This window comes from Draconibacterium sp. IB214405, assembly GCF_033963885.1.
Lineage (GTDB): Bacteria > Bacteroidota > Bacteroidia > Bacteroidales > Prolixibacteraceae > Draconibacterium.
The window spans coordinates 254,261-277,832 of the sequence record NZ_JAXBMA010000004.1 but is presented as its reverse complement, the minus strand read 5'-3'; the positions used below and the strand labels follow the sequence as shown (position 1 = coordinate 277,832).

At 42.0% G+C, this 23,572-nt stretch carries 16 protein-coding genes; 12 read left to right on the top strand and 4 right to left on the bottom strand.

The window, feature by feature from the left end:
* Position 1 precedes the first annotated feature (1 nt).
* Positions 2 to 484 carry a ribonuclease HI gene (locus SLH46_RS13760; protein ID WP_320281780.1) on the top strand — a complete coding sequence of 161 codons (483 nt, stop codon included), beginning with the start codon at positions 2 to 4 and terminating at the stop codon, positions 482 to 484.
* Positions 485 to 658: 174 nt separating this feature from the next.
* Positions 659 to 1,504: a class I SAM-dependent methyltransferase gene (locus tag SLH46_RS13755; RefSeq protein WP_320281779.1), complete on the top strand. Its 846-nt coding sequence runs from the start codon at positions 659 to 661 to the stop codon at positions 1,502 to 1,504.
* 48 nt (positions 1,505 to 1,552) lie between these two features.
* Here the strand turns inward: SLH46_RS13755 and SLH46_RS13750 are convergent, their stop codons facing one another.
* Both SLH46_RS13750 and SLH46_RS13745 read right to left on the bottom strand, forming a co-directional pair.
* Positions 1,553 to 3,859 carry a glycoside hydrolase family 20 protein gene (locus SLH46_RS13750; RefSeq protein WP_320281778.1) on the bottom strand — a complete coding sequence of 769 codons (2,307 nt, stop codon included), beginning with the start codon at positions 3,857 to 3,859 and terminating at the stop codon, positions 1,553 to 1,555.
* Between the two features lie 29 nt (positions 3,860 to 3,888).
* Positions 3,889 to 7,071, bottom strand: coding sequence for a glycoside hydrolase family 2 TIM barrel-domain containing protein (locus SLH46_RS13745; RefSeq protein WP_320281777.1), 3,183 nt, complete (start codon positions 7,069 to 7,071; stop codon positions 3,889 to 3,891).
* Between the two features lie 323 nt (positions 7,072 to 7,394).
* On the opposite strand from SLH46_RS13745, the gene SLH46_RS13740 reads away from it, so the two are divergent.
* The 8 genes from SLH46_RS13740 to SLH46_RS13705 all read left to right on the top strand — a co-directional run bounded on the left by SLH46_RS13740 (position 7,395) and on the right by SLH46_RS13705 (position 15,967).
* Positions 7,395 to 8,642 carry a tagaturonate epimerase family protein gene (locus SLH46_RS13740; protein WP_320281776.1) on the top strand — a complete coding sequence of 416 codons (1,248 nt, stop codon included), beginning with the start codon at positions 7,395 to 7,397 and terminating at the stop codon, positions 8,640 to 8,642.
* A gap of 142 nt (positions 8,643 to 8,784) precedes the next feature.
* On the top strand, positions 8,785 to 10,185 hold the full coding sequence (uxaC, locus tag SLH46_RS13735) for a glucuronate isomerase (RefSeq protein ID WP_320281775.1): 1,401 nt from the start codon (positions 8,785 to 8,787) through the stop codon (positions 10,183 to 10,185).
* Between the two features lie 90 nt (positions 10,186 to 10,275).
* Positions 10,276 to 11,376, top strand: coding sequence for a sugar kinase (locus SLH46_RS13730; protein WP_320281774.1), 1,101 nt, complete (start codon positions 10,276 to 10,278; stop codon positions 11,374 to 11,376).
* A 398-nt stretch (positions 11,377 to 11,774) separates the two neighbouring features.
* Positions 11,775 to 12,446, top strand: coding sequence for a bifunctional 4-hydroxy-2-oxoglutarate aldolase/2-dehydro-3-deoxy-phosphogluconate aldolase (locus SLH46_RS13725; RefSeq protein WP_320281773.1), 672 nt, complete (start codon positions 11,775 to 11,777; stop codon positions 12,444 to 12,446).
* Between the two features lie 42 nt (positions 12,447 to 12,488).
* Positions 12,489 to 13,472 (top strand): TRAP transporter substrate-binding protein, encoded by a 984-nt coding sequence (locus tag SLH46_RS13720; protein ID WP_320281772.1) that lies wholly within the window; start codon positions 12,489 to 12,491, stop codon positions 13,470 to 13,472.
* Between the two features lie 20 nt (positions 13,473 to 13,492).
* Complete coding sequence (locus SLH46_RS13715; RefSeq protein ID WP_320281771.1) at positions 13,493 to 13,963, top strand: TRAP transporter small permease; 471 nt, start codon at positions 13,493 to 13,495, stop codon at positions 13,961 to 13,963.
* Positions 13,963 to 15,426 (top strand): TRAP transporter large permease, encoded by a 1,464-nt coding sequence (locus tag SLH46_RS13710; protein ID WP_320281770.1) that lies wholly within the window; start codon positions 13,963 to 13,965, stop codon positions 15,424 to 15,426. Before SLH46_RS13715 ends, SLH46_RS13710 begins: the two co-directional genes overlap by 1 nt.
* A gap of 82 nt (positions 15,427 to 15,508) precedes the next feature.
* Positions 15,509 to 15,967 carry a magnesium-dependent phosphatase-1 gene (locus tag SLH46_RS13705; RefSeq protein WP_320281769.1) on the top strand — a complete coding sequence of 153 codons (459 nt, stop codon included), beginning with the start codon at positions 15,509 to 15,511 and terminating at the stop codon, positions 15,965 to 15,967.
* 296 nt (positions 15,968 to 16,263) lie between these two features.
* On the opposite strand, the gene SLH46_RS13700 is transcribed toward SLH46_RS13705, so the two are convergent.
* The gene (locus SLH46_RS13700) at positions 16,264 to 17,991 is read right to left on the bottom strand and encodes a M14 family metallopeptidase (RefSeq protein WP_320281768.1); all 1,728 of its coding nucleotides are present in this window, start codon (positions 17,989 to 17,991) and stop codon (positions 16,264 to 16,266) included.
* A gap of 2 nt (positions 17,992 to 17,993) precedes the next feature.
* A complete protein-coding gene (locus tag SLH46_RS13695; protein ID WP_320281767.1) occupies positions 17,994 to 19,835 on the bottom strand; it encodes a M14 family metallopeptidase in 1,842 nt (613 codons plus the stop codon).
* A 295-nt stretch (positions 19,836 to 20,130) separates the two neighbouring features.
* Here SLH46_RS13695 and SLH46_RS13690 point away from each other — a divergent pair, with 295 nt between their 5' ends.
* Positions 20,131 to 22,857 (top strand): glycoside hydrolase family 78 protein, encoded by a 2,727-nt coding sequence (locus SLH46_RS13690; RefSeq protein ID WP_320281766.1) that lies wholly within the window; start codon positions 20,131 to 20,133, stop codon positions 22,855 to 22,857.
* A 306-nt stretch (positions 22,858 to 23,163) separates the two neighbouring features.
* Complete coding sequence (locus tag SLH46_RS13685; RefSeq protein ID WP_320281765.1) at positions 23,164 to 23,571, top strand: Fur family transcriptional regulator; 408 nt, start codon at positions 23,164 to 23,166, stop codon at positions 23,569 to 23,571.
* Position 23,572: the final 1 nt, after the last annotated feature.

Genomic DNA, 23,572 nt, shown 5'->3' with positions numbered 1-23,572 from the left:
AATGGAAAAGCTGTATTTATTTACCGACGGAAGTGTAAATATGCAATCAAAAATTGGTTTTGGTTCCTGCCTTGTTCTCAATGAGAACGAATTAGATGCGGATAATTTAAAGCAGCGTGTTCAGTCGAAACGTTTTGAGAATACTTCATCAACCCGGCTCGAGCTGCAAACCTTACTTTGGGCCTTGGCTGGATTGCAGCCCGACGGTCAACAAATAGTTATTTATACCGATTCGCAGAATATTATGCAGCTTCTGGAGCGCCGCCGCCGATTGGAGGATAAAAATTTTTGTTCAAAAAGCGGGAAACCGCTGAAAAATGCCGACTTGTATAAACAGTTTTACAAAGTGTTTGACTCTTTAATCTGCGAGATTGTTAAAGTTCAGGGACACCAGCCAACGCGTTTAAAAAATGAAATTGAGCGCATCTTTACAGTTGTTGACAGGGCTTCCAGAAAAGCGTTGCGAAATGATATAAGCTGCTAAAGTTCTACGAATCTGCACTTAGTTTGAAATTAGTTTTTTAACTTTGCATCACTTCATTTATTGAGATTACATATCGAAAGCGCTCCGTTCGGAGCTAATTAGTGCACAGGCAAAACTTCTGCTTGTGGCATTTTTTATTATTCAAATCATTCAATCATTTTAAATTGTAAGAAAATGAAACTCAATAAATTATTAGCTAATACCCAAAAACCAAACCTCTACGAACCGGGAACCGCAGTTATGTGGACCGATGAACACATCTCGAAACAACTTTTACAAGTACATCTGAATGAAAATGTTGATTTGGCAAGTCGTAAGCCGGAAACCATAAAAAAAACGGTGGACTGGATTTTGGAAAAGTCAGGCGGTAAAAAACTAAATATCCTTGACTTAGGTTGTGGCCCTGGTTTATATTCAACAATGCTGGCAGAAAAGGGCCATAAGGTAACCGGTGTTGATTTCTCTAAAAACTCAATTGATTACGCGAAAAAGAAGGCGAAAGAAGATGGTTTAGAGATAAACTATATTCAAGCAAATTACCTGGAACTGGAACTACCAGTGCAAAGTTTTGATCTGGTTCTATTGATTTATACTGACCTGGGCGTTTTACTGCCCGAGGACAGAACGAAGTTACTTGGTTTTATTCATGGCGTTCTAAAACCAGGAGGCACTTTTATTTTCGATATTTTAAACGACAAGGAACTGCCTAAAAAAGTAGCACCTAAAAATTGGGAAGTAGCGGAATCAGGTTTTTGGAGACCGGAACCTTACCTCGCGCTTTCTGAATCTTTTTTATATGAAAAGGAGAAAGTAATTCTATATCAGCATCAGGTCGTAACTGAGGACAAAAAAGTGGAAGTTTATCGTTTCTGGACGCACTTTTTTGGGCACACAGATTTGAAAAAACTGCTGGCTGAAAATGAATGGGAAGACATTGAATTTTACGAAGATGTTTTACCGAGGGGAGACCTTTTTAGTGGAGAGTTTGTAACGTTTACGGTTGCCCATAAAAAGAAATAGTAATTAAAAAGAAAAAGGGCACGAACTTCGGTCGTGCCCTTCAATATTTTACTCTATAATAATTTCATCAACAAATAACCAGCCTGGATATCCCGCGCCGGCATGGTTTTTCGGACAACTTGTTAAATGCGCAGCTGTAACACGAACATAGCGTGCTTTCGCCTTTTTATTTAGCACGAGGTCCTGAATCTGAAGGTCGCCGTCATTTGCGCTTACCTTGTTTTTAACCGTTCCCAGCTTTTTGAAGTTTTCTCCGTCTTCCGAAACTTCTACCGTAACATGTGTCGGGTAAAAAATCCATGCGCCATTGTTTTGAAGTACTCCGGTACTCACTTTCGAGAACGACTGCGACTCACCTAAATCAATTGTAGCAACCAGGTCTTTTCCATTAAAACCTTTCCAGTTGCCGTCGTGGTGGTCTTTCGAACCTTTAATTCCGTTTACCAATGCATATTCACCGGTCGATTCGTAACTTTTGCTGTTCGGATATTTCTGGTCCACTTTACACGCAACAGCTTTATGAATAAAAAAGTCCGTGCCCAGTGACTGTGATTTTTGTTTTCCATCCTTGATAACCACTGCTTTTACCGATTGCGATTTACAGATGATAAACGGCTCAGTATATTTTTTCGATTGCGCAGTTGGTTCCGATCCGTCAGTGGTGTAGTAAATGTCAGGATTCCAGGCTTCTGTGCTCAAAGAAACTTTTATTGTTTTATTTTCAGGATTGAGTTCAGGTTTTGCTGTAACCTGGAAAGCACTGGTGGCATAATTCACGCCCAACTTGTCGAAACGTTTGTACTGGCTTTCCATTCGTTTTGAGAAATCTCCCCAGTCTTTGGCGTCTTTTGGCGACCATAAAACTTCCGAAAGTGCACTCATTCGTGGCATTATCATGTATTCCACATGACGGCCGTTTGGCATGTATTCCGTCCAGATGTTGGCTTGCGCACCAATAATATGTTTGGCTTCGTCAGCACTTAATTCTTCAGGAACGGGTTCGTAACTATATACTTTTTTCAAGGTGATGTTTCCTCCAAAAGCCTGTGGCTCCAGCGAAGGATTACCCTGGTAGTAATCGAAATAACAGTGCGATGCCGGTGACATTACCACATCGTGACCGGCTTGTGCCGCCTCTATTCCCGGTTTAGACCCACGCCACGACATAATAGTTGCTGTTGGATCAAGTCCGCCTTCCAGAATTTCGTCCCAGCCAATTAAATGACGACCGTTTTTATTTAGGAATTTCTCAATTCGTTTTATAAAATAGGCTTGCAATTCGTGCTCATCTTTCAGGCCTTCATCGGTCATTCGTTTCTGGCACAATTCACATTTTTCCCATTCGGTTTTTGTTGCTTCATCGCCTCCAATATGGATGTACGTCGATGGGAAAAGTCCCATAACTTCTGTTAACACATCTTCCAAAAAGTTAAACGTTTCATCTTTCCCTGCACAGAAAATATGGGTGTTGGGCCAAACTTTACCCGGAGGAACAGGTTTGTATTCTCCGGTGCACGAATACTCGGGATAAGCTGCCAGCGCCGACATAACGTGAGCAGGCATTTCAATTTCAGGAATTACCGTTACATGTTTTTTTCGGGCGTATTCCACAATGTCTTTTACCTCTTCCTGTGTATAAAAACCGCCGTATTTTGGTTCGTTTTCTTTTACCGGCTCATTTCTCGATTTCCAATCCAAATCTTCGCGGTCGGCACGCCAGGCACCAACTTCAGTCAATTTCGGATATTTCTTTATTTCAATTCGCCAGCCCTGATCATCTACCAAATGCCAGTGAAATACATTCATTTTGTGCAGCGCCAGGTAGTCGATGTATTTGTAAATAAACTCAACAGGCATAAAGTGCCGCGACACATCAAGATGTAAACCGCGCCAGCCAAAACGAGGATAATCGGTAACATCCATGCAGGGTAGGGTAGTGCCGTCGGTCGATGTTAACAATTGCCAAATGCTTTGAACTCCATAAAATAAACCGGCAGTTGTGTTGGCATTCAGAAATACACGGTCGTTTTGAATAGAAAGTGTATAACCTTCGTTGCCGATTTTTGTGTCGAGTGGATTGTTGAGCTGGATAAGTATGTTTCCTTCTTTTTGAGTTGTAGGAGCTACAAACTCAGGTGTGATGCCGGCAGCGCTTTTCAAAATGTCCTTTGCCAGTTCGGAGAACTCCTTTTCTGTTTCATTTGTGATTTTAAAAAGTACTTTGGTGTTATCTGATATTTTAAAAACTCCGTCTTTTTTGACAACAGAAACGGGGCTTGGCACGATGTCGGCAGTTTGGGCAAACATTCCCAAACTTATCAGCATCGCTGCAATAAAAATAGATAGTCGCTTCATTCTTAAATTTTATAATTGATTTCTATGAATTAATAAACAGGTTCAATGGTAAAACTGTACTGGTAATCTTTTGCCGGAATCTGGTATTTCTGCATCGGTTGCGCACCCCACGAATTATCGCCGGCAACTCCCATTTGTATCAGGTCGGTACAGATAAAAACTCCGTCTTTTTTTACAATGTCGTTGGTGTGGCGATAGTCGCTGCTGTCTTCCATATCAAAATCTTCAATCGGGTTGTGTAACGTAGAAAATCCGACTGCCGGATTACCTGATATTTTTAAACCCAGGCCGTTTTCGTTTCTCAACTCAAACCATTGCACATCGGTTTTGTACCCGTTTTCCTGCGGACGAACGTAGTTGAAATACTGATCGGCCACTTTACTTTCGTAAAGACCAACAAAAGCACTGTGGTTGCGGTCGATGTAGTTTTCGTGTGGCCCGCGACCAAAATATTTCAGGTTATCGAAATTTACAGGCATTTCCCAACGAATACCAATTCGAGGAATATTTGGAAGCTTGGAATTCGTGGTTTCAAAGGTACTTGTAACTTCGATTTTTCCTTTACCGTCAACAATTTGAACGATAGACTGTGTTGCGTCAATTTCCTCAAATTTATATTTAGTGGTGAGGTAAATTTTGCTGTCTTCAGTTTGAACAGCAGTAACACTCACCGGCTCTAAGTTTCTTGAAACCTCACGCCAGATTCCCAGTCGGCCAAGCATATTGCTGCCTTTATCGTTGTCGTTGGCAGGGCGCCAGAAATTCACTTGCGGACCTTTTTGAATTAATTCAGTGCCATTCATTTTGTACGACGAAATTGTACCTGTGGCTTTATCAAAATCAATAGTGAATTGTTGTCCTGTAATGGTGAATTCGTTGTTTGTTTCTTCCAGTTTTAACTTCGGAGAATTGTTCTCAGGTTCTTCCGAACCGGAGCGAACTACTGTAACATTTATTTGAGGCTGGAATTGTTCGTGAGCCACTTCAAATCCTGCTTTTCTGAACGGTTTATCAACTTTTAGTTTTACCGAAAAATCGGTGTAGTATTGATAACTCTGCGGATCATCAAAATTAATTTTGATATTAGAATCAATTTCAACAGTGGTTGATTCTCCCGGTTTGAGGTTGATATTTTCCAGAACACCGGAACTCCAGTATTTGCCATCGCGAGTGGTCGTCCAGCTGATTTCGTAATCGCTCAGATCAATAAAATCAAACATATTGGTAATTCGGTAGCCTCTATCTTGTTTTTCAATTTTTATATTCTGGTAAGCATATTTTACTTCCCACATAGCCGGATGAGGTGTGTAATCTGCCGAAATAATTCCGTTGCAAACAAAGTTGTAGTCGGTTGGCATGTTATCGCCATAATCGCCACCGTACGACCAGAATTCTGTTCCGTCGTCAGCTTTTTTTACCAGTGCCTGATCAATCCAGTCCCAGATGTACCCCCCCTGCAACTGGTCGTTTCTGTCGCGGTTAAACACTTCCCACAAATCAACCAGGTTACCGTTGCTGTTTCCCATGGCGTGCGAATATTCACTAGAAATATAAGGTTTGGTCTGGTGTTTCGATCCATAATTTTCCAATGCCTGAACACTTGGGTATTGCGGGCAGAAAATATCAGTGTTATCCCCCATAATCGCACGCTCGTAATGAACCGGACGTGACGGATCGCGTTCTTTTATCGCTTTGTAAACGGCTGTGAAAACTTCACCGTCGCCGGCTTCATTTCCCATCGACCAAACAATAACCGACGGATGGTTTTTGTCGCGCTCAACCATTCTCATGTTTCTGTCGATATGTGCCGCTGTCCATTCCTTATTTTTGGCCAAAGAGTATTTACCGTAATACATTCCGTGCGATTCAATATTTGCCTCGTTGGTAACGTATAAACCGTACTTGTCGCACAGTTCGTAAAAACGCTCGTCGTTAGGGTAGTGGCTAGTACGCACCGCATTAATGTTGAATTGTTTCATTAATGCAATTTCTTTAATCATCGCTTCTTCGCTCACCACATGGCCTTTGTACTGATCGTGTTCATGACGGTTAACACCTTTTATGGTTACCGGAACTCCATTGATGTGAAATACCTCGTTAATGATCTCGACTTTGCGAAAACCAATTTTCGAACTCACTGCTTCCACGGTTTCACCTTCACTGTTTTTCAAACTAATTACCAGTGTGTATAAATTTGGTGTTTCTGCAGTCCATTTATTTACATTTGGAATATTACCTCCTGTAAAATGCACTGAAGTATTTCCCTTTTTATTGATTTTTACTTCTTCTTCGCGGCTCGATAAGGCATAACCTCCTTCATCAAAAATGTCGTATTTAACGGTATAATCTCCTGATTTTAACTTTGAAGTATGATTGCTTAAATCAACATCCAAACTAAACAGTCCGTTTGAGTATTCGGCATCAAGATCGGGTTTGGCAAAAAAGTCGCGGATACGAACTTTTGGTGTTGAATAAAGATAAACATCGCGCTCAATTCCGCTGATGCGCCAAAAATCCTGTGCTTCGAGGTACGAACCATCCGACCAGCGATACACTTCAGCTGCAACAACATTTTCGCCTTCTTTTAAATATTTTGTGATATCCCATTCGGCGGGGGTTTTACTGCCCTGTGAGTAACCCACTTTTTCTCCGTTAATCCACAAATAGAAAGCAGACTTAACAGCTCCAAACTGGATAAAAACCTGACGGCCGTCCCAGCTCTCCGGTATGGTGAATGTTCTGCGATAAGATCCTACAGGATTATAATCGTTTGGTACTTTGCCCGGTTCTGCCGGATAGATATCTTCTACAAACTTCATTTCCGGAGAAACAGGTCGTTTATAATCGGAGAATTCGTATTGATGGTTTACGTATATCGGGACACCATAGCCTTCTAACTCCCAGTTGGACGGAACGGGAATGTCATTCCATTTGGAAACATCGTAATCAGGTTTGTAAAAATCCACAGGTCGGTCGGCCGGTTTTTTTACCCAGTTAAATTTCCAGGTACCGCTTAATGTTTGGTAATAAACAGATTGATGCGGCTTTTGTGTAAACGCATCTGTAACCGAGCCAAACGGCATTAGGCTGGCGTGTGGCTTTTCTTTATTAATATCGAATATAGCAGGATTCTCCCAATCGGGGATTTGATTCTGTGCAAACAGAAAAGTAGAAGTTATAAGTAGGGTAAAAAGAACGCTCAGTTGTTTCATGGTTTTTAAAAATATTTTAAAGTTAATCCTATTTACGTTAATAAATTTCAAAGATACACTTTTTTGATGGTATAAAAATGGAACGATTTTTTGAAAATACACCTCTGTTAACAATATGTATGCCGTTTTACAAAATTGAGGATACGGATTGTGTTTTTAATTTGAGTTTAATATGTTGTATAACAGTGGTGTATAGGGTGCGGTGGTTCGTGTGGAATGATTTTAAAAAACATTAAATATTTGTGAGATTTAAAATATAATTCTACTTTCGTGCACGTACACGGAACATTGATTTTCGAAACTTTTAAAACTAAACTTGTAGCATGAAATTTGGAAAATATAGTTTTGGAGTGGGCGACCGCTTCAATCACGAAGGAGAGGCACAATTAAGTGCTTTAATCAAAGCGAATCAAAAAGGTATTGCGGTAACTCCGGTCTGGAACAAGTCGAATCGCGAACACGACATTGTACATTCCGAACCAACTGGCACACGTATTGAAGCCGATGCCGCGGTAAAAGCTTTGGCCTGGGAAAATCCTTATTTTGTTGATGCCGACCATATCAATCTCGGAAATGTAGACCGTTTTATCGAGCCAAGTAACTTTTTTACACTTGATGTGGCCATGTATATTGGAAACGAATCTTCAGCTGAGGATGTTGCGGCATTTAAGGAATCGTGCAAAGCGTTTGGAGAAACCGTTAGTATAACGGGTATTGAAGAATCCATTCAAATTACAGATAAATTATTAGAAGAGGTTGCCACAAAATACCTGGCAGCCATTAAAGAAGCCGGTAAAATTTACCGTCATATTGAAGCTGTAAAAGGAAAAGGCAACTTTGTAACCGAAGTTTCGATGGACGAAGTGGAAGCGCCGCAAACGCCGGTTGATATGTTTTTTATCCTGAAAATGATTGCCAACGAAAGTATTCCGGCACAAACAATCGCTCCCAAATTTACAGGTCGTTTTAATAAAGGTGTGGATTATGTGGGCGATGTTGAACAGTTTTCGAAGGAATTTGAGCAGGATGTATTAGTAATTGATTATGCCGTACAAGCATTTGGATTACCTGCTGATTTGAAACTCAGTGTACACTCGGGATCTGATAAATTCACGATCTACCCGATAATGGCGGAGATCATTAAAAAATACGATAAGGGAATTCACGTAAAAACTGCCGGAACAACCTGGTTGGAAGAAGTGATAGGTTTGGCTATTTCAGGTGACGAAGGTTTGGCTGCTGCCAAAGAAATTTATACAAAAGCGCTGAGCAGAAAAGAAGAACTTTGTGGTCCTTATGCTGATGTAATCGATATTGACGACTCAAAACTTCCATCGGTAGAAGAAGTTGAAAGCTGGACAGGCGAAAAATTTGGAAATACCTTACGTCATATTCCCGGGCATGCCGATTACAACCCAAATTTTCGTCAGCTAATTCACGTAGGCTATAAAGTGGCTGCCGAAATGGGCGAACGCTACACCGGATTGCTCGAAAAATATGCCGATGTGGTTGGCGGATGTGTAGAAGAAAATATCTACGAAAGACATTTAAAAAGATTATTCGATTTATAATATAACAGTACCCTTTTGGCTGTCGTCATCCCGAACGTCGGGAAATTTCTGATCAAGCGAAATGCTTCGATTAGAAAGTTCTCCCCTCAAGAGGGGAGATGTCGAAGACAGAGGGGTGAAGAGACAATAAAAATAGAATTACATGAAACAATTTATGGACAAAGATTTCCTTCTGCAGACCGATGTGGCAAAGGAACTATATCACAATCATGCGGCAAAAATGCCGATTTTTGATTACCACTGTCATATTAATCCGCAGGAGATTGCCGAGGATAAAGAGTATGATAACATCACACAAATTTGGTTGTATGGCGACCATTACAAATGGCGCGGAATGCGTACCAACGGCGTTGATGAAAAGTACTGTACAGGAAATGCCAGCGATTGGGAAAAATTTGAAAAGTGGGCCGAAACAGTACCACACACTTTGCGAAATCCGCTTTTTCATTGGACACATCTGGAATTGAAGAAATTCTTCGGAATCGATAAGGTTTTGAGTCCGGCAACGGCAAGAGAGATTTGGGAAGAATGTAATGCCAAATTACAAACACCTGAATATTCGTGCCGTGGAATTATTAAAATGGCCAATGTACATACCATTTGTACCACTGATGATCCGGTTGATTCGCTGGAATATCACCGTGCCATAAAAGCTGATGGTTTCGAAACAGCTGTTCTTCCGGCATGGCGACCTGATAAAGCGATGGCGGTGGAAAATGCGGTATCGTATAACGACTATTTGAGCCAGTTGGAGGAAGCTGCCAATATCAACATTAAAAACTTTGGCGATTTAATGGATGCACTGGACGATCGTCACGAGTTTTTCCATCAGAATGGTTGTCGTTTGAGCGACCATGGTGTTGAAACAATTTTGGCAGAAGATTACACCGAAGCTGAAATTGAAAAGATATTCAGCAAAGTTCGTAAAGGCGGTACACTTACAAAAGAAGAAGTGCTTAAATTCCAGTCGTGCATGTTGTACGAGTTCGGAATTATGGATCACTCGCGTGGGTGGACGCAACAATTCCACATCGGCGCTTTACGCAACAACAATACTCGTTTGTTCAATAAACTTGGTCCTGATACAGGTTTTGATTCGATTGGCGATTTTGATATTGCACGTCCACTTTCAAGATTGCTGGATCGTTTGGACATGGAGAACAAATTATCGAAAACGATTTTATATAACCTGAATCCACGCGATAACGAGCTGATGGCAACTATGATCGGAAATTACCAGGATGGTTCTGTTCCCGGAAAAATGCAGTATGGTTCAGGCTGGTGGTTCCTCGATCAGAAAGACGGCATGGAAAAACAAATGCAGGCATTATCGAACCTTGGTTTGTTAAGTCGTTTTGTGGGGATGTTAACCGATTCGCGCAGTTATCTGTCGTACACACGTCATGAATATTTCCGTCGTACCTTGTGTAATTTGCTGGGTAACGATGTTGAAAATGGCGAAATTCCATATGATATGGAACTGTTGGGAAGCATGGTTGAAAATATCTGTTTCAATAACGCAAAAGCGTATTTTAATTTTTAGTAAAAACAATTTGATTTTAAGGCAATCATGTGGGATATTTAAGCAGAAATGTATCTTTGCAATCGATTGCATAAAATAATAAACTAAATCATGGCAAAATTGGATATTAAATCAAAATCTGAATGTACATACGACTGTATTTCTCTTGGTGAAGTTATGCTAAGACTCGATCCGGGAGAAGGCAGAATAAGAACAACCCGTCAGTTTCGTGCCTGGGAAGGTGGTGGCGAATATAACGTGTCGCGTGGTTTGAGAAGATGTTTTGGAAAGAAAACGGCTATTATTACCGCACTTGCCGACAATGAAGTTGGTGCCCTGATTGAAGACTTTATGCTTCAGGGCGGTTTGGATACGCAATTCGTAAAATGGGTAGACTACGACGGTTGTGGACGTACGGTTCGTAACGGATTAAATTTTACGGAAAGAGGATTTGGTATTCGTGGCGCAAAAGGTGTTTCCGACCGTGGAAATACAGCTGCATCGCAATTAAAACCCGGTGATATCGACTGGGAATATATCTTTGGAACATTGGGCGTTCGCTGGATGCATACCGGTGGAATTTTTGCAGCGCTTTCTGAAACGGCAGCAGAAACTGTTATCGAAGCAGTAAAAATTGCCAAAAAGTACGGTACCATTGTTTCGTACGATTTGAACTACCGTCCATCGCTTTGGAAAGCCATTGGAGGCGAAGCAAAAGCACAGGAAGTAAACCGTGAGATTGCCAAATATGTGGATGTAATGATCGGTAACGAAGAAGATTTTACGGCTTGTTTAGGATTGGAAATTGAAGGTAACGACGAAAATCTGAAAGAGCTGGATTTAACCGGGTATAAAAACATGATAAAATCAGCCGTATCCGAATTTCCAAACTTCAAAGTAATTGCCACTACATTACGTACAGTAAAAACTGCAACCGTAAATTCATGGGGAGCAATTTGTTATGCCGATGGTGTAATTCACGAAGCTCAACACCGCGAAGATCTTGAAATTATGGACCGTGTTGGTGGTGGCGACAGCTTTGCGTCAGGTTTAATTTATGGTTTCCTTGAGTTTAACGACGGTGCAAAAGCAGTAGAGTATGGTGCCGCACACGGCGCATTGGCAATGACAACTCCGGGAGATACAACCATGGCAACTTTATCGGAAGTAGAAAAAATAATTGGTGGCGGAAGCGCTCGTGTTGACCGCTAGATAAGGCAAAAGATAAAAGGACAAAGGCAAAAGTAGAACTTTGTCGGAGTTAAATATAAATAAATCCGTGCTTTAGCACGGGGGTAAAAGATTAACGTTCTTTAATCCCGTAGGGATTTGATTTTGGTAATCCCGTCCTTTAGGGCGGGGAACAAAAAGGAGTTTGCGGAAGACGGCGCATCCAAAAAAGCAGTTTGAAAATAAACTGTTGCATGCGCCGTAATTATAGAAAGTTGATTAAAACACCGTACTAAAATATTTTTTGGGTAAAAGAAAATTACCCCCTGATTTTTCAAGTAAATTGAAAAATCTTGTCCCCCTTTTTCGGGGGGGGACAAACGGAGTCTGGAAAAGCCGGACACCTAATGTAAGGAAATACTGAATCAAGAATAAAAGAAATGGCAAGATTTTCAAGAATAGAAGTAGCATTAACAATGAAAGAAACCGGTATGGTGCCGGTGTTCTATCATCAGGATATAGAAGTTTGTAAGGCAGTGGTAAAAGCGTGTTATGACGGTGGTGTACGTTTGTTCGAATTCACTAACCGCGGCGATTTTGCTATTGATGTATTTGCTGAACTGAATAAATGGACAATTAAAGAATGTCCTGAAATGATTATGGGAGTTGGCTCGATCGTTGATGAGGCAACAGCTGCCATGTACATTGCTATGGGAACCAACTTTGTGGTTGCGCCGCTAATCGACGAAGCTACTGCAAAAGTTTGCAACAAACGCAAAATTGCCTGGAGTCCGGGTTGCGGATCGGTAACAGAAATTGGCCGTGCACACGAACTGGGTGCCGAGGTGGTTAAAATCTTCCCGGGTTCGCAAGTTGGAGGACCAAGTTTTGTTAAAGCTGTGAAAGGACCGATGCCTTATGCCAGCATCATGCCAACCGGAGGTGTATCGCCTGATGAAGCCAACCTGAAACAATGGTTTGATGCCGGTGTAACTTGTGTGGGAATGGGCTCGCAGTTGTTCCCGAAAGAGGTGCTGGCCGAAAAGAATTATGATTATATTACCGAAAAATGTGCAGAGGCATTAAAGATTATCGGTGACTTAACGACATAAAAAGTAGCCCGAATGGGCGAAACACTAAATCAATTTTATCTAATGAGAACTAAAATTCTTAAAGCTTTTTCTTTGGTTTTTGTGGTGGTATTTCTTCTGGGATGCACCGAAACCAAACAACATAAAGTCTTAAAACTGGCTCACGGCCTCGACCCGACTCACCCGGTACACAAAGGGATGGAGTTTATGGCCGAGCGTCTGGCTGAAAAATCGGGTGGAAAACTCACTATCGATATTTATCCAAGCGGACAGTTGGGATCTGAGCAGCAATGTGTAGAATTATTGCAGATCGGAAGTTTGGCAATTACCAAAGTTTCGGCGGCAGTAATGGAAAGTTTTACACCAAAATTTAAAGCCTTGGGTCTGCCTTATGTTTTCCGCTCGAAAGAACATTCATTTAAAGTTTTTGACGGAGAAATAGGTAAAGAATTGTTGTTGGGAACTGAAGAATACTGGATTCGTGGTTTGTGTTTTTACGATGCCGGTTTTCGTAGTTTTTACACCATCGACAAGCCTATAAATACCCCTGACGATTTAAAAGGTTTAAAAATCAGGGTGATGAAAAGTCAGAGCGCCATGGAAATGGTACGTGCTTTGGGTGGTTCGCCAACACCGATTTCGTGGGGTGAATTGTACACCGCACTACAAAGTGGAGTAGTGGACGGCGCTGAAAACAACGAGCCGAGTTTATACACTTCGCACCATTACGAGGTTTGTAAACAATATTCATTAGATGAACATACTTGTGTCCCCGATGTGTTGATCATCAGTACAAAAGTGTGGAACAGTTTAACCGAGCAGGAACAAAAATGGTTGCAGGAAGCTGCCGACGAATCGGTTCCAGTGGAACGGAAATACTGGGCAGAATCGGTTGAAGAATCGTTGCGAATTGTTCAGGAGAATGGTGTTAAAATCAATTATCCCGACAAAGAACTATTTGCAAAGAAAGTTGCCCCGTTATTGGAGAAATACAGACAAGACGAAGTTTTGGGCGATATTCTGCGACGTATCGAAGCCGTTAAATAGAAACCGATAAGAATTAGATTATGACTATCAGAGAAAAAATAGATAAAGTAATCGAGATCATATTGGTTTCGATTATGAGCATATTGGTACTTGATGTACTGTGGCAGGTTTTTAGCCGCTATGTTTTGGCCGCACCAAGTTCGTTTACCGACGAACTGGCCGGGTTTCTTTTAATTTGGGTAGGAATGTTGGGGGCTGCTTATGTGGCCGGAAAAAACGAACACCTTGCCATCGACCTGATGTTGCAAAAAATGAAGGGTGCAAAAAAACGCCGTCTGCAAACGTTTATTAATGCGCTGGTTGGCCTTTTTGCGCTGTTTGTAATGGTTGGAGGCGGAACGTGGCTGGTTTACACTCGTTTTTACCTAAACGTAAAATCGGCTGCACTGGCCTTGCCGCTGGGGTATGTCTACCTCATTGTGCCGCTTAGCGGACTGCTTATAATTTATTATGCTATTGATAATTCACTGAACCAAAATATTGAAGAGTAATGGAATTTTTAGGAGTAATTGTACTTGTAGTAAGCTTTATAATTTTACTTGTAATTGGAGTTCCCATTGCTATCAGTATTGGAATTTCAGGGATTTTAACCATGTTGGTAACCATTATGCCGGTGGCTGCTGCAACAACCTTTGCGCAACGAATGGCAACGGGGCTTGACAGTTTTGCACTGCTGGCCATTCCGTTTTTTATATTGGCGGGGAATATAATGAACAAGGGTGGGATAGCCATCCGGCTCATTAATTTTGCTCGGGTTTTGGTTGGTCGCTGGCCTGCCGGACTGGCATTCGTGAATGTTTTTGCAAACATGCTTTTTGGTGCCATTTCAGGTTCGGCTGCTGCTTCGGCTTCGGCAATTGGCAGTATTATGATGCCCGAAATGAACAAAGAAGGTTACGACAAAAACTTTAGTGCTGCGGTAAACATTACGTCGGCAACAACAGGTTTGTCAATTCCGCCAAGTAATATCCTCATTGTATACTCGCTGGCAAGTGGTGGTGTTTCCATTACTGCGCTTTTCCTTGCCGGCTATGCTCCGGGTATTTTAACCGGATTGGCAATTATGGCCGTGGCAATGGGAATGTTTTCGTACAAACATTTTGGATTTAAAGGAATGGTGCGCAACCTAGGTAAATTCTTTGCCGTTATTGCATCGCTTGCCCTGGTTATTGTTGGATTGATTAAAGTAAACAGTGCTTTCTCTGCAGGAGTAGCTACAGCTATTTATGGCGGAATCGGCGCGTTGTTCCTGGGAGGAATTGTCTATTACGGCAGCAAACATAAAAGAGGGGCGCTAAATGCCTTAAAAACACTTTGGAGGGCATTCCCGAGTTTAATGATGCTTGTAATTGTAATCGGTGGTATTGTAGCCGGTTTCTTTACAGCAACCGAAGCTTCGGCAGTGGCAGTTTTATATGCGCTGATCCTTGCATTTATTTACCGCGAAATGACCTTAAAAGATCTTCCTGATGTTATTCTACGCTCGGTAAAGACCACAGCGTTTGTGTTGTTACTCGTTGCAACTTGTATCGGTCTGTCGTGGATTATGGCCTACGAAAATATTCCGCAAAACGTAAGTGAAGCTTTGTTGGCATTAAGCGATAACAAATTTGTGATTTTACTGATCATTAATATGATTCTGCTGTTTGTGGGGGTGTTTATGGACATGACTCCGGCAGTGTTGATCTTTACACCGATATTTTTACCTATCGTTACGAATTTAGGATTGGAACCTGTTCATTTCGGAATTATCATGGTACTGAACCTGAGTGTAGGTTTGGGAACGCCTCCGGTTGGATCGCTGTTATTTATCGGATGTAGCGTAAGCCAGGTAAAAATTGAAACGGTGATAAAACCACTTATCCCAATGTTTATAGCAATGATCGTTTGTTTATTGCTGGTAACTTACATTCCAGAAATTTCGATGTGGTTACCCAAAACGCTGGGATTCTAGAGACTTAAAATTTGTGTTTTATATTGGCTCCGAGGAGTTAATATAAAACACAAATCTCAATACTTTCCATATTTTCGCCTCCATGAAGTTATTCGTTTTTGATTTGGATTTTACCCTTTGGGATGCCGGAGGAACCTGGTGCGATGCCACAAATCCGCCGTATTACTGGAAAGACGGAGTTTTACTCGATCAGTCGAACAGCATTATAGAATTGTATCCCGATGTAATTCCGGTATTGGAGGAATTAAAAAGAAACAACCGAAAAATTGCTGCAGCCTCGCGTACTTTCGAACCTACGTGGGCGCAGGATCTGCTACACCTGTTTGATATTGATAAGTATTTCGATCTGAAAGAAATATATCCGAGTAGCAAAATTCAGCATTTCGCAAAAATCAAAAAGCATTTTGGATTTGATTACTCCGATATGGTTTTTTTCGACGACGAACACCGTAACATTCACGAAGTTGGTAAACTGGGTGTTGAAGCGGTATTGGTAAACGATGGAATCGACAAAAATAAGGTTCTCGACTACCTGAAGTAAACACCTTATGAATCTTTACCTCCGCTTCTCAGTATTTTGGCAGGTAAAAATCAGCAAATTGCCTGCGTTTATCAGCATCGGAAAAACGATTTAGTTGATCATCAAATGTATTTTTGTAAAATACAAACCCAATTTAGTTAGTAAATAAATGCGCAAGTTAAGTTACTTAACGAATTAAGTGAAAAAATCCCGGAGTGGACGCCGGGATTTTTTTGTTACTCAGGTAACTAAATTCTGTAAAAAAAAGAGTGCTCACGGACGCGAGCACTCTTTTAATTTTATATCGTAAATAGTTTTTACAAAGTCACCGAAGTACTTGTGTTACCAGCTTTTTGCGAGATGTATTCCAGTTTAACTTCGCCTTTTCCCTGAACAATAAATTCATACTCCGCACTGCTGTGTCCGGGTATTGCAAAGAATTGTACTTCAGGTTTATGTTCTTTGTAAGATACCTGATCGAGGCGATAATCGTTAATTTTTCCGCCGGCAATTACTTTGGCTCCGGTAACTTTCAGGTGGTCGATGGTATACAATTTATCGTTGACTGCCTGGGCGGTCATGGTAGATAAACCGTTTTTGTTTTCAAGCCTTACGCGAATTCGTTTCAGGTTATTATCCAGGTCTTTCACCTCGAAAACCTCCATTTCAACCTTTGGTGTTTCGTTGGCTGCCAGCAATACTACCGATGCATTACGGTGCACGAGATCGGGCAACATAAACGGATGAGGCAAACGCGAGCTCATTTTTACCCAACCACCAATTTCTATTTCACCGTATACCGGGTGGTTATACGGATGCCAGTCTTTGTACAGTTCGCCCTGAACAACATTGTCGTTAAACTTCATCTGTTCACGGTCGCGTTCAGCGCGGCTTGTATTGCCACCCGCTGCCGGTTTATCACTTTTCTCTTTATAAGTTTGCTGCTCTTCGCGCATAAAAAGTTCGCCAACAAAGGTATACGAACCGTGCACAAAGAACATCTGTCCGTCGGAATCGCCAAAAGTCGGATATAAATCGAACGAAGACATATAAACATATCCCGGAGTAATTTTTATGGCTTCTTTTCCGATTACATCGTAAGCAGTAATATCCGATGCCGGAAGTATAGTAGTATTGTCAGCAGGAACACGCAACCACATACCGCCCGAGTTGTGGAACGAAAAGTTTACAATGATGTTGGGATGTTTGGCTGCAAATGCATCAACCGCTTTAATTCCAACTCCTGAAAACGGGAAGTTACCTGCTCCGCGCTGTACATACGGTGGCTGCCAGTGGAAACCCCAGTTACGGTTCGGATCAAGATAACCTTCTGCATCTTCGTTAAATTTTCCGTCACCATCGTTATCAATTCCTTCCGAACCCAAAATGGTGTATTCACCTTTTTCTCCGGGTTTAACACGAACCATAATTCGCGGATCTTCCGGATCAGCTTTATAATTTCCGTTCGGATCTTTTATACGCATCTGGCAAATGCTGCCGTCGCCATCCAGATCATCCGGAGCATCTTCATCAAATAATCCGTCGCCATCGTCATCTTTTGGTACTCGAATACTCCGGCTTGAACTAGGGGTGTGCGCATCTTTAAAAAAGTGGTTGCGACCATCAACATTTACCACCGGAATAATGTAATGTACGTTGCTGTCGACAGCTTTGGTAACCTGCTCATTGGTACCGTATTTTGTCAACAACATATAGGCGTAATACAGACACACTTCACCAGCCTGAATTTCGTTTCCGTGAATGTTTCCATCTACCCAAACACCCGGTTTGTCATGTTCTGCACCGGTTTTTTTGTTATTGATGGTAAGTGCATAAATCTTTAAACCTTCTTCACTTTCACCAATCGATTCCAGTTTTGTCAGATCGGGGTAAGCTTCGTGAAGCACTTCCAATGCCTTTACCACATCATCATAATCGTAATAACGATCGAAACGAAGTGGCACTTCTATCTTTGGCTCAGTTCCGGCAAATACCGTTGCAGCCAATGAAAATATTGCTAATAATGAAAATATCTTGCGTATCATGATTAACCTCCAATTTTAATTTGTTCAACTACATCGGTAAATACAGCCGATTCAATTCCGGCAGTAATACTTTTGTTTTTGTTTGCTTTCAATAACCAGGTATATTTTTTCACCTGGTTAGCGCCAATCGCTCCAACGGGCGTGCGCAGTTTGCCTTCAAGTAATTCCATATCGCCCTCGAGTGTTACAATTACAGGAGCAGGCTGGCCGTTTCGTTGTCCCATTGAAATCGGGTACGGAAGTGCACCGTTGTTGGCTACATAAAGCTCTAGTTTGTAAATACCGCCACCCATATCGGTTACCTTTTTGTCGGCAATGGCAAAATCAGGAAGTTCGGTTGACAAATGCAGCAACCAAGGCAATTGTGTTGCAGCCAGCGATTCGATCTTTTCTGCTTTTGGAGTTGTTTCAATATAAGGTGCAAAACCTCCAACTTCCACTTCGTCAAAATCAGGATGATCTACTTTTGTCCAGGCCACAAATCCGGCTCCATCCAGTTCACTCTCAGAATAGGCCAGCAATGCTTTTTCTTTATCGCCTGATTCATCTTTTTTAGCCGGTGCAGCTTTCTTTTCTTTCTCTTTCGAATCGGCACTCTCGTCACTTTCCGCTTCTTTTACCTTTGGAACCGAGAACAAACGCATACTAAACGAAGGAACTCCCAAGTGGTAGTAGGCCCACAATTCAAACGAACCGTCTTTGGCCGGAGTCGGATCCAACGTTTCAGTACTAAAATCTTTGCCTTTCAAGTATTTTTTATAATCCTCGGCGTACTTTTTATAAAAAACAAGATCGTCCTCCAACGGATTTAAAGCAGGCCCCAGGCTCAGGTAACTTGCCACCAGCGAAGTGGTTACTTCCGTGCCTTCAGGAACAACAGTTTTAAACAATTCTTTGGCTTCGTCCATTGTGTAGGTTTTGCTGGCATCGGCATTTAACATGCTGGCATAACGTCGCGGAATTTTAATCCTGTCGAGGTTGGCATCACCTTTTCGTCCTCCTTTTGGCGGAACCAGGCAGAAGTTTGAATTACCCAGCGTGTACACCATTGCAATTTCAGGGCGGTCGTAGATAAAACGCAAAATACCATACACCTCAGGTGTTTGTCCGGCAAATAATCCGGCATCTTTATTCTCATATGGGAAAAGATGCGGAAAACCAATACCAACGTTAATTCCGCCTACGGCATCTTCGTTGTATTTTCCATCCTTGTCGTTATCGATACCTTCCGTAAGCACTTTATATGTTCCGCGCTCGCCTTTTTGTTTATCGGCTTTTTTCATTAGCCTCGCGTCGCTGTCCGAAACAATATAGCTGCCTTCAATACTTTTAATACGCATTTGAGTGATCAGTCCGTCGCCGTTCAAATCGTCGGGACCATCTTCTCCAATCGCTTCGTCTCCGTCGTTATTTATTTTGAATTGGTTGGTAGTCTGCCCGGTTTTTAAAGCTGAAAAATAAACAGCTGCAGCATCAGGATTGGGCTGTGGCATGATGTACCATTTTACATCTTTGGTATAAGCTGTTGAATCGAGCAGCATCTTTGCCAGAAACAACGCACCTTCCGATGCCAGTGGTGCATCACCTTCAAAGTTGGCACCAACAAAAATTGCCGGAACATCGCTGAGGTTTGCGCCAATCTCTAAAACGGTAATTGGTTCGCCTCCCGGACTTTCGGCAATGGTGTGCAGTTTTGCATTTCCCGAAGAAAATCCTTTTAACAGTTGCTGAATCTCCCGGTTGGTGTGGTATTTGCCAAACCCGGTGTCAGACTGTGCTTTAAGACCGGAGCTCATAAAAATAAGCATCCCGGAAAAGCACAAATAAAGTAGTTTTTTGACCATAATAAATGTGTTTTTCTTTAAATGTATTATGCAGTTAATTTATAAATTACCTATGGTTGTTATTTTTCCAGATTATTAGAAATCTGTTCTGAATCCGTGGAGTAAATTACACTTTTTTATTAAAAATGTTATGTTTTGCTGACAAAAACTGATAATGTGTTTCTCTAAGGTGACAATTGTCATGAACGAGCCTGACTATGGTTTATTCAGAAAGTATAAAATCTGTAGAACATGGTATTGTTATTCCTATTAATAAACATAACTTTACAGGTACTAAACCAATAAATCGAATAAAATGAAGCAGTCAGTTTCTCTACTACGATCATTCATCTTTATGTTTTTCTTTTTTGCATTTTCTGTAACCGTTTTTGGTAAAACAGAAATTACCAGGCTGGTTTGCGAGTATCACACCAATCCTGTAGGTATCGATGTCGTTCAACCACGTTTAAGCTGGCAACTGGTTTCCGATGCGCAGAATGTTACACAAACGGCTTACGAAATAAGGGTGGCCGAAACAGCCGCCGGTTTATCGAAAACGTCGCAACAGGTCTGGAATTCAGGAAAGGTAGAATCCGATCAGTCGGTGAATGTCGTTTATGGCGGACCTGAACCGGAATCGATGAAACGCCTTTACTGGCAAGTTCGGGTGTGGGATAACAGTGGAAAAGTCAGCAATTGGGGCGAGCCGGCCTATTGGGAAATGGGAATTCTGGAGCCGGAACTCTGGAAAGCTTCATGGATTACTTTGCCCAACGAACCTGAATCTGAAGACTCGAAACCGGCACAATACTACCGCAATGAATTTTCAATTGCCAAAACAATAAAATCAGCACGGGCTTATGTTACGTCTCATGGGCTGTATCAGCTGTTTTTGAACGACGAAAAAGTGGGCGACCAGTTATTTACACCGGGCTGGACCAGTTACAATAAACGTTTACAATACCAGACTTACGATGTAACTGAACTGTTGAAGAAAGAAAATGCTGTAGGCGTTGTTTTGGGAGATGGCTGGTATCGCGGAAATATTGGCTGGAGTAGTGCCGATGGGTATTATGGAAATAATCTGGCGCTGTTATTCCAGCTAAAAATTGATTATTCCGACGGAAGCAGCGAGTGGATAGTTAGCGACAAAAACTGGAAAGTGAAAAATGGCCCGATGCTGAAATCGGATATTTACAATGGTGAGTCGTACGATGCCCGCCTAGAATTAAACGGTTGGGCAGGCACAGGATATAACGAAAGCGGCTGGAAGAGTGTGGACGAAATTGATGCGCCAAAAGATATTTTGATTGCTCCGCAGGGCGTGCCTGTAAAAGCTGTTGAAGAGATCAAACCCATCGAGTTTATTACCACGCCAAAAGGTGAAATCGTGTACGACATGGGCCAGAATATGGTGGGCTGGGTGCGTATTAGAATGAAAGGCAAAGCGGGGCAAAAGGTGCAGCTAAAATTTGCCGAAGTGCTGGATAAAGAGGGGAATTTTTATACAGCCAATTTACGCTCGGCCGAATGTACTGATACTTATATTTTCGGAAAAGATGGCGAAGCGGTTTACGAGCCAAAATTTACGTTTCACGGATTTCGTTATTTGCAGTTGATCGGTTTTGATGAAGTTCCGTCGAAGGAAGACATTACCGGAGTGGTAATTTATTCGGATATGGAACCAACGGGAACATTTGCCTGTAACGATGAAATGATAAACCAGCTGCAGCACAATATTAAGTGGGGACAAAAAGGGAACTTTTTGGATGTGCCAACCGACTGCCCGCAGCGTGACGAGCGTTTGGGCTGGACAGGCGATGCACAGGTGTTTAGTATGACTGCCGGTTACAATTTTAACGTGGCTGCTTTTTATACCAAGTGGATGAAAGATGTGGCCACCGATCAATTAGAAAATGGTGTTATTCCGCATGTTATTCCCGATGTGTTAAAAGGGCAGGGTGGTGCCACCGGTTGGGCCGATGTAGTGGCTGTAATTCCGTGGTCGGTGTATAAAATTTATGGCGACACCCGTATTCTGGAAGAAAGTTATCCGGCCATTACCAAGTGGGTTGCTTATATGAACAAACGGGCCGGTGACGATTACTTGTGGACGGGAGATAGTCATTTTGGCGACTGGCTGGCTTTTGCAACTACAAATTCGGATTACCCGGGTGCTACTACCGAAAAAGACCTGCTGGCAACTGCCTACTTTTATTACACCACAACCTTGACTGCTAAAATCGCCCAGATAATTGGCAAACCACAGGATGCTGAAAAGTACAAGCAACTAGCCGCAAACATAAAACAAGCTTTTAACAAAGAATTTGTAACGCCGAACGGACGGCTTGTTTCACACACACAAACGGCTTATGTAATTGCGCTTGCATTTGGCATTTTACCTGATGATATTGTTGATGCAGCTGCTGATTACCTGGCAAAGGACGTGGAGAAATTCAAACACCTGACCACCGGATTTTTAGGTACGCCGATTTTATGCCCGACACTTTCGGCAATTGGTCACGACGATCTGGCTTACCTCCTGCTGAACCGCAAAGAATACCCGTCGTGGTTGTACCCGGTTACGCAGGGTGCCACAACAATTTGGGAGCGCTGGGACGGACAAAAGCCCGACGGATCTTTCCAGGATGTGGGAATGAACAGCTTTAATCATTACGCCTATGGTGCCATTGGCGAGTGGCTGTACGATCATGTGGCCGGTATAAAAGTGGATGAAAATAATCCGGGGTATAAAAAGTTTGTACTGGCTCCGCATCCGGGAGGTGGTTTAACAACTGTGGCTGCCTCGTTTAATTCGGTTTACGGAACGATAAAGTCGGATTGGAAGATCAGCGAAGGACAAATGACTTACACTGTTGAAGTTCCTGCAAACACTTCTGCCCAGGTAGTTCTGCCAAAAGCAAAAGTGGCCGATGTTACAATGACCGATGACCTGAAATCAGGGGTGAAACAGACAGGGACGGACGTAACGGTTGCGGTAGGATCGGGGACGTATTCGTTTACTTATCCGATGGGGGAATAGAATTGAATTGATTTTTTGTAGCCCTTACGGACTACGCTTTTACTTACCGGACCTTCAGTCCTAATATGTTGTAGGGGCAAAGCCCCGGCACATAATAACATCGTCAGTAAAGGCGATGACTTAATACCAAAAAAGCCCCATTCTGTATTCACGTATCATATACAGAACGGGGTTTTAGCATTTTTTCCATTGGAATTATCAATCGAATAGAATCACCATAAAAAATATTTATTAGTCTTTTTCTCGTCCATTCGATTTTTTCTTCTACTTTTGCAACATTGTTGCATTTGAGATGGTTTTGCATTTATGAAGTCAGTCGAAATATTAAATAGTCATAAGCTCAAACGAACCAGTTGTCGCGAAGGAATAATTGACGTTGTAATGGAAGCCGGTGAGGCGCTCTCTGAAAACGAGATCAGGGAACGACTTGCAGGGAACTACGACCGTACCACTTTTTACCGTTCGTTTAAAACGCTGGTGGAGCATCATATTATTCACAAAATCGTAATCGATAATCAACTGGTAAAGTATGCACTCGATGATCAGGTAACACATAAATATGCTCATGCACATTTCTATTGCAACACGTGTAATACCGTAAAGTGTTTGGACAATTTACCGGTACAACACTATAACCTGCCCGACGGTTACGCTGAAGAAGAAACCGAAGTTTTAATAAAAGGAACTTGTTCTGTCTGCAAAGATCAGGCTTAAT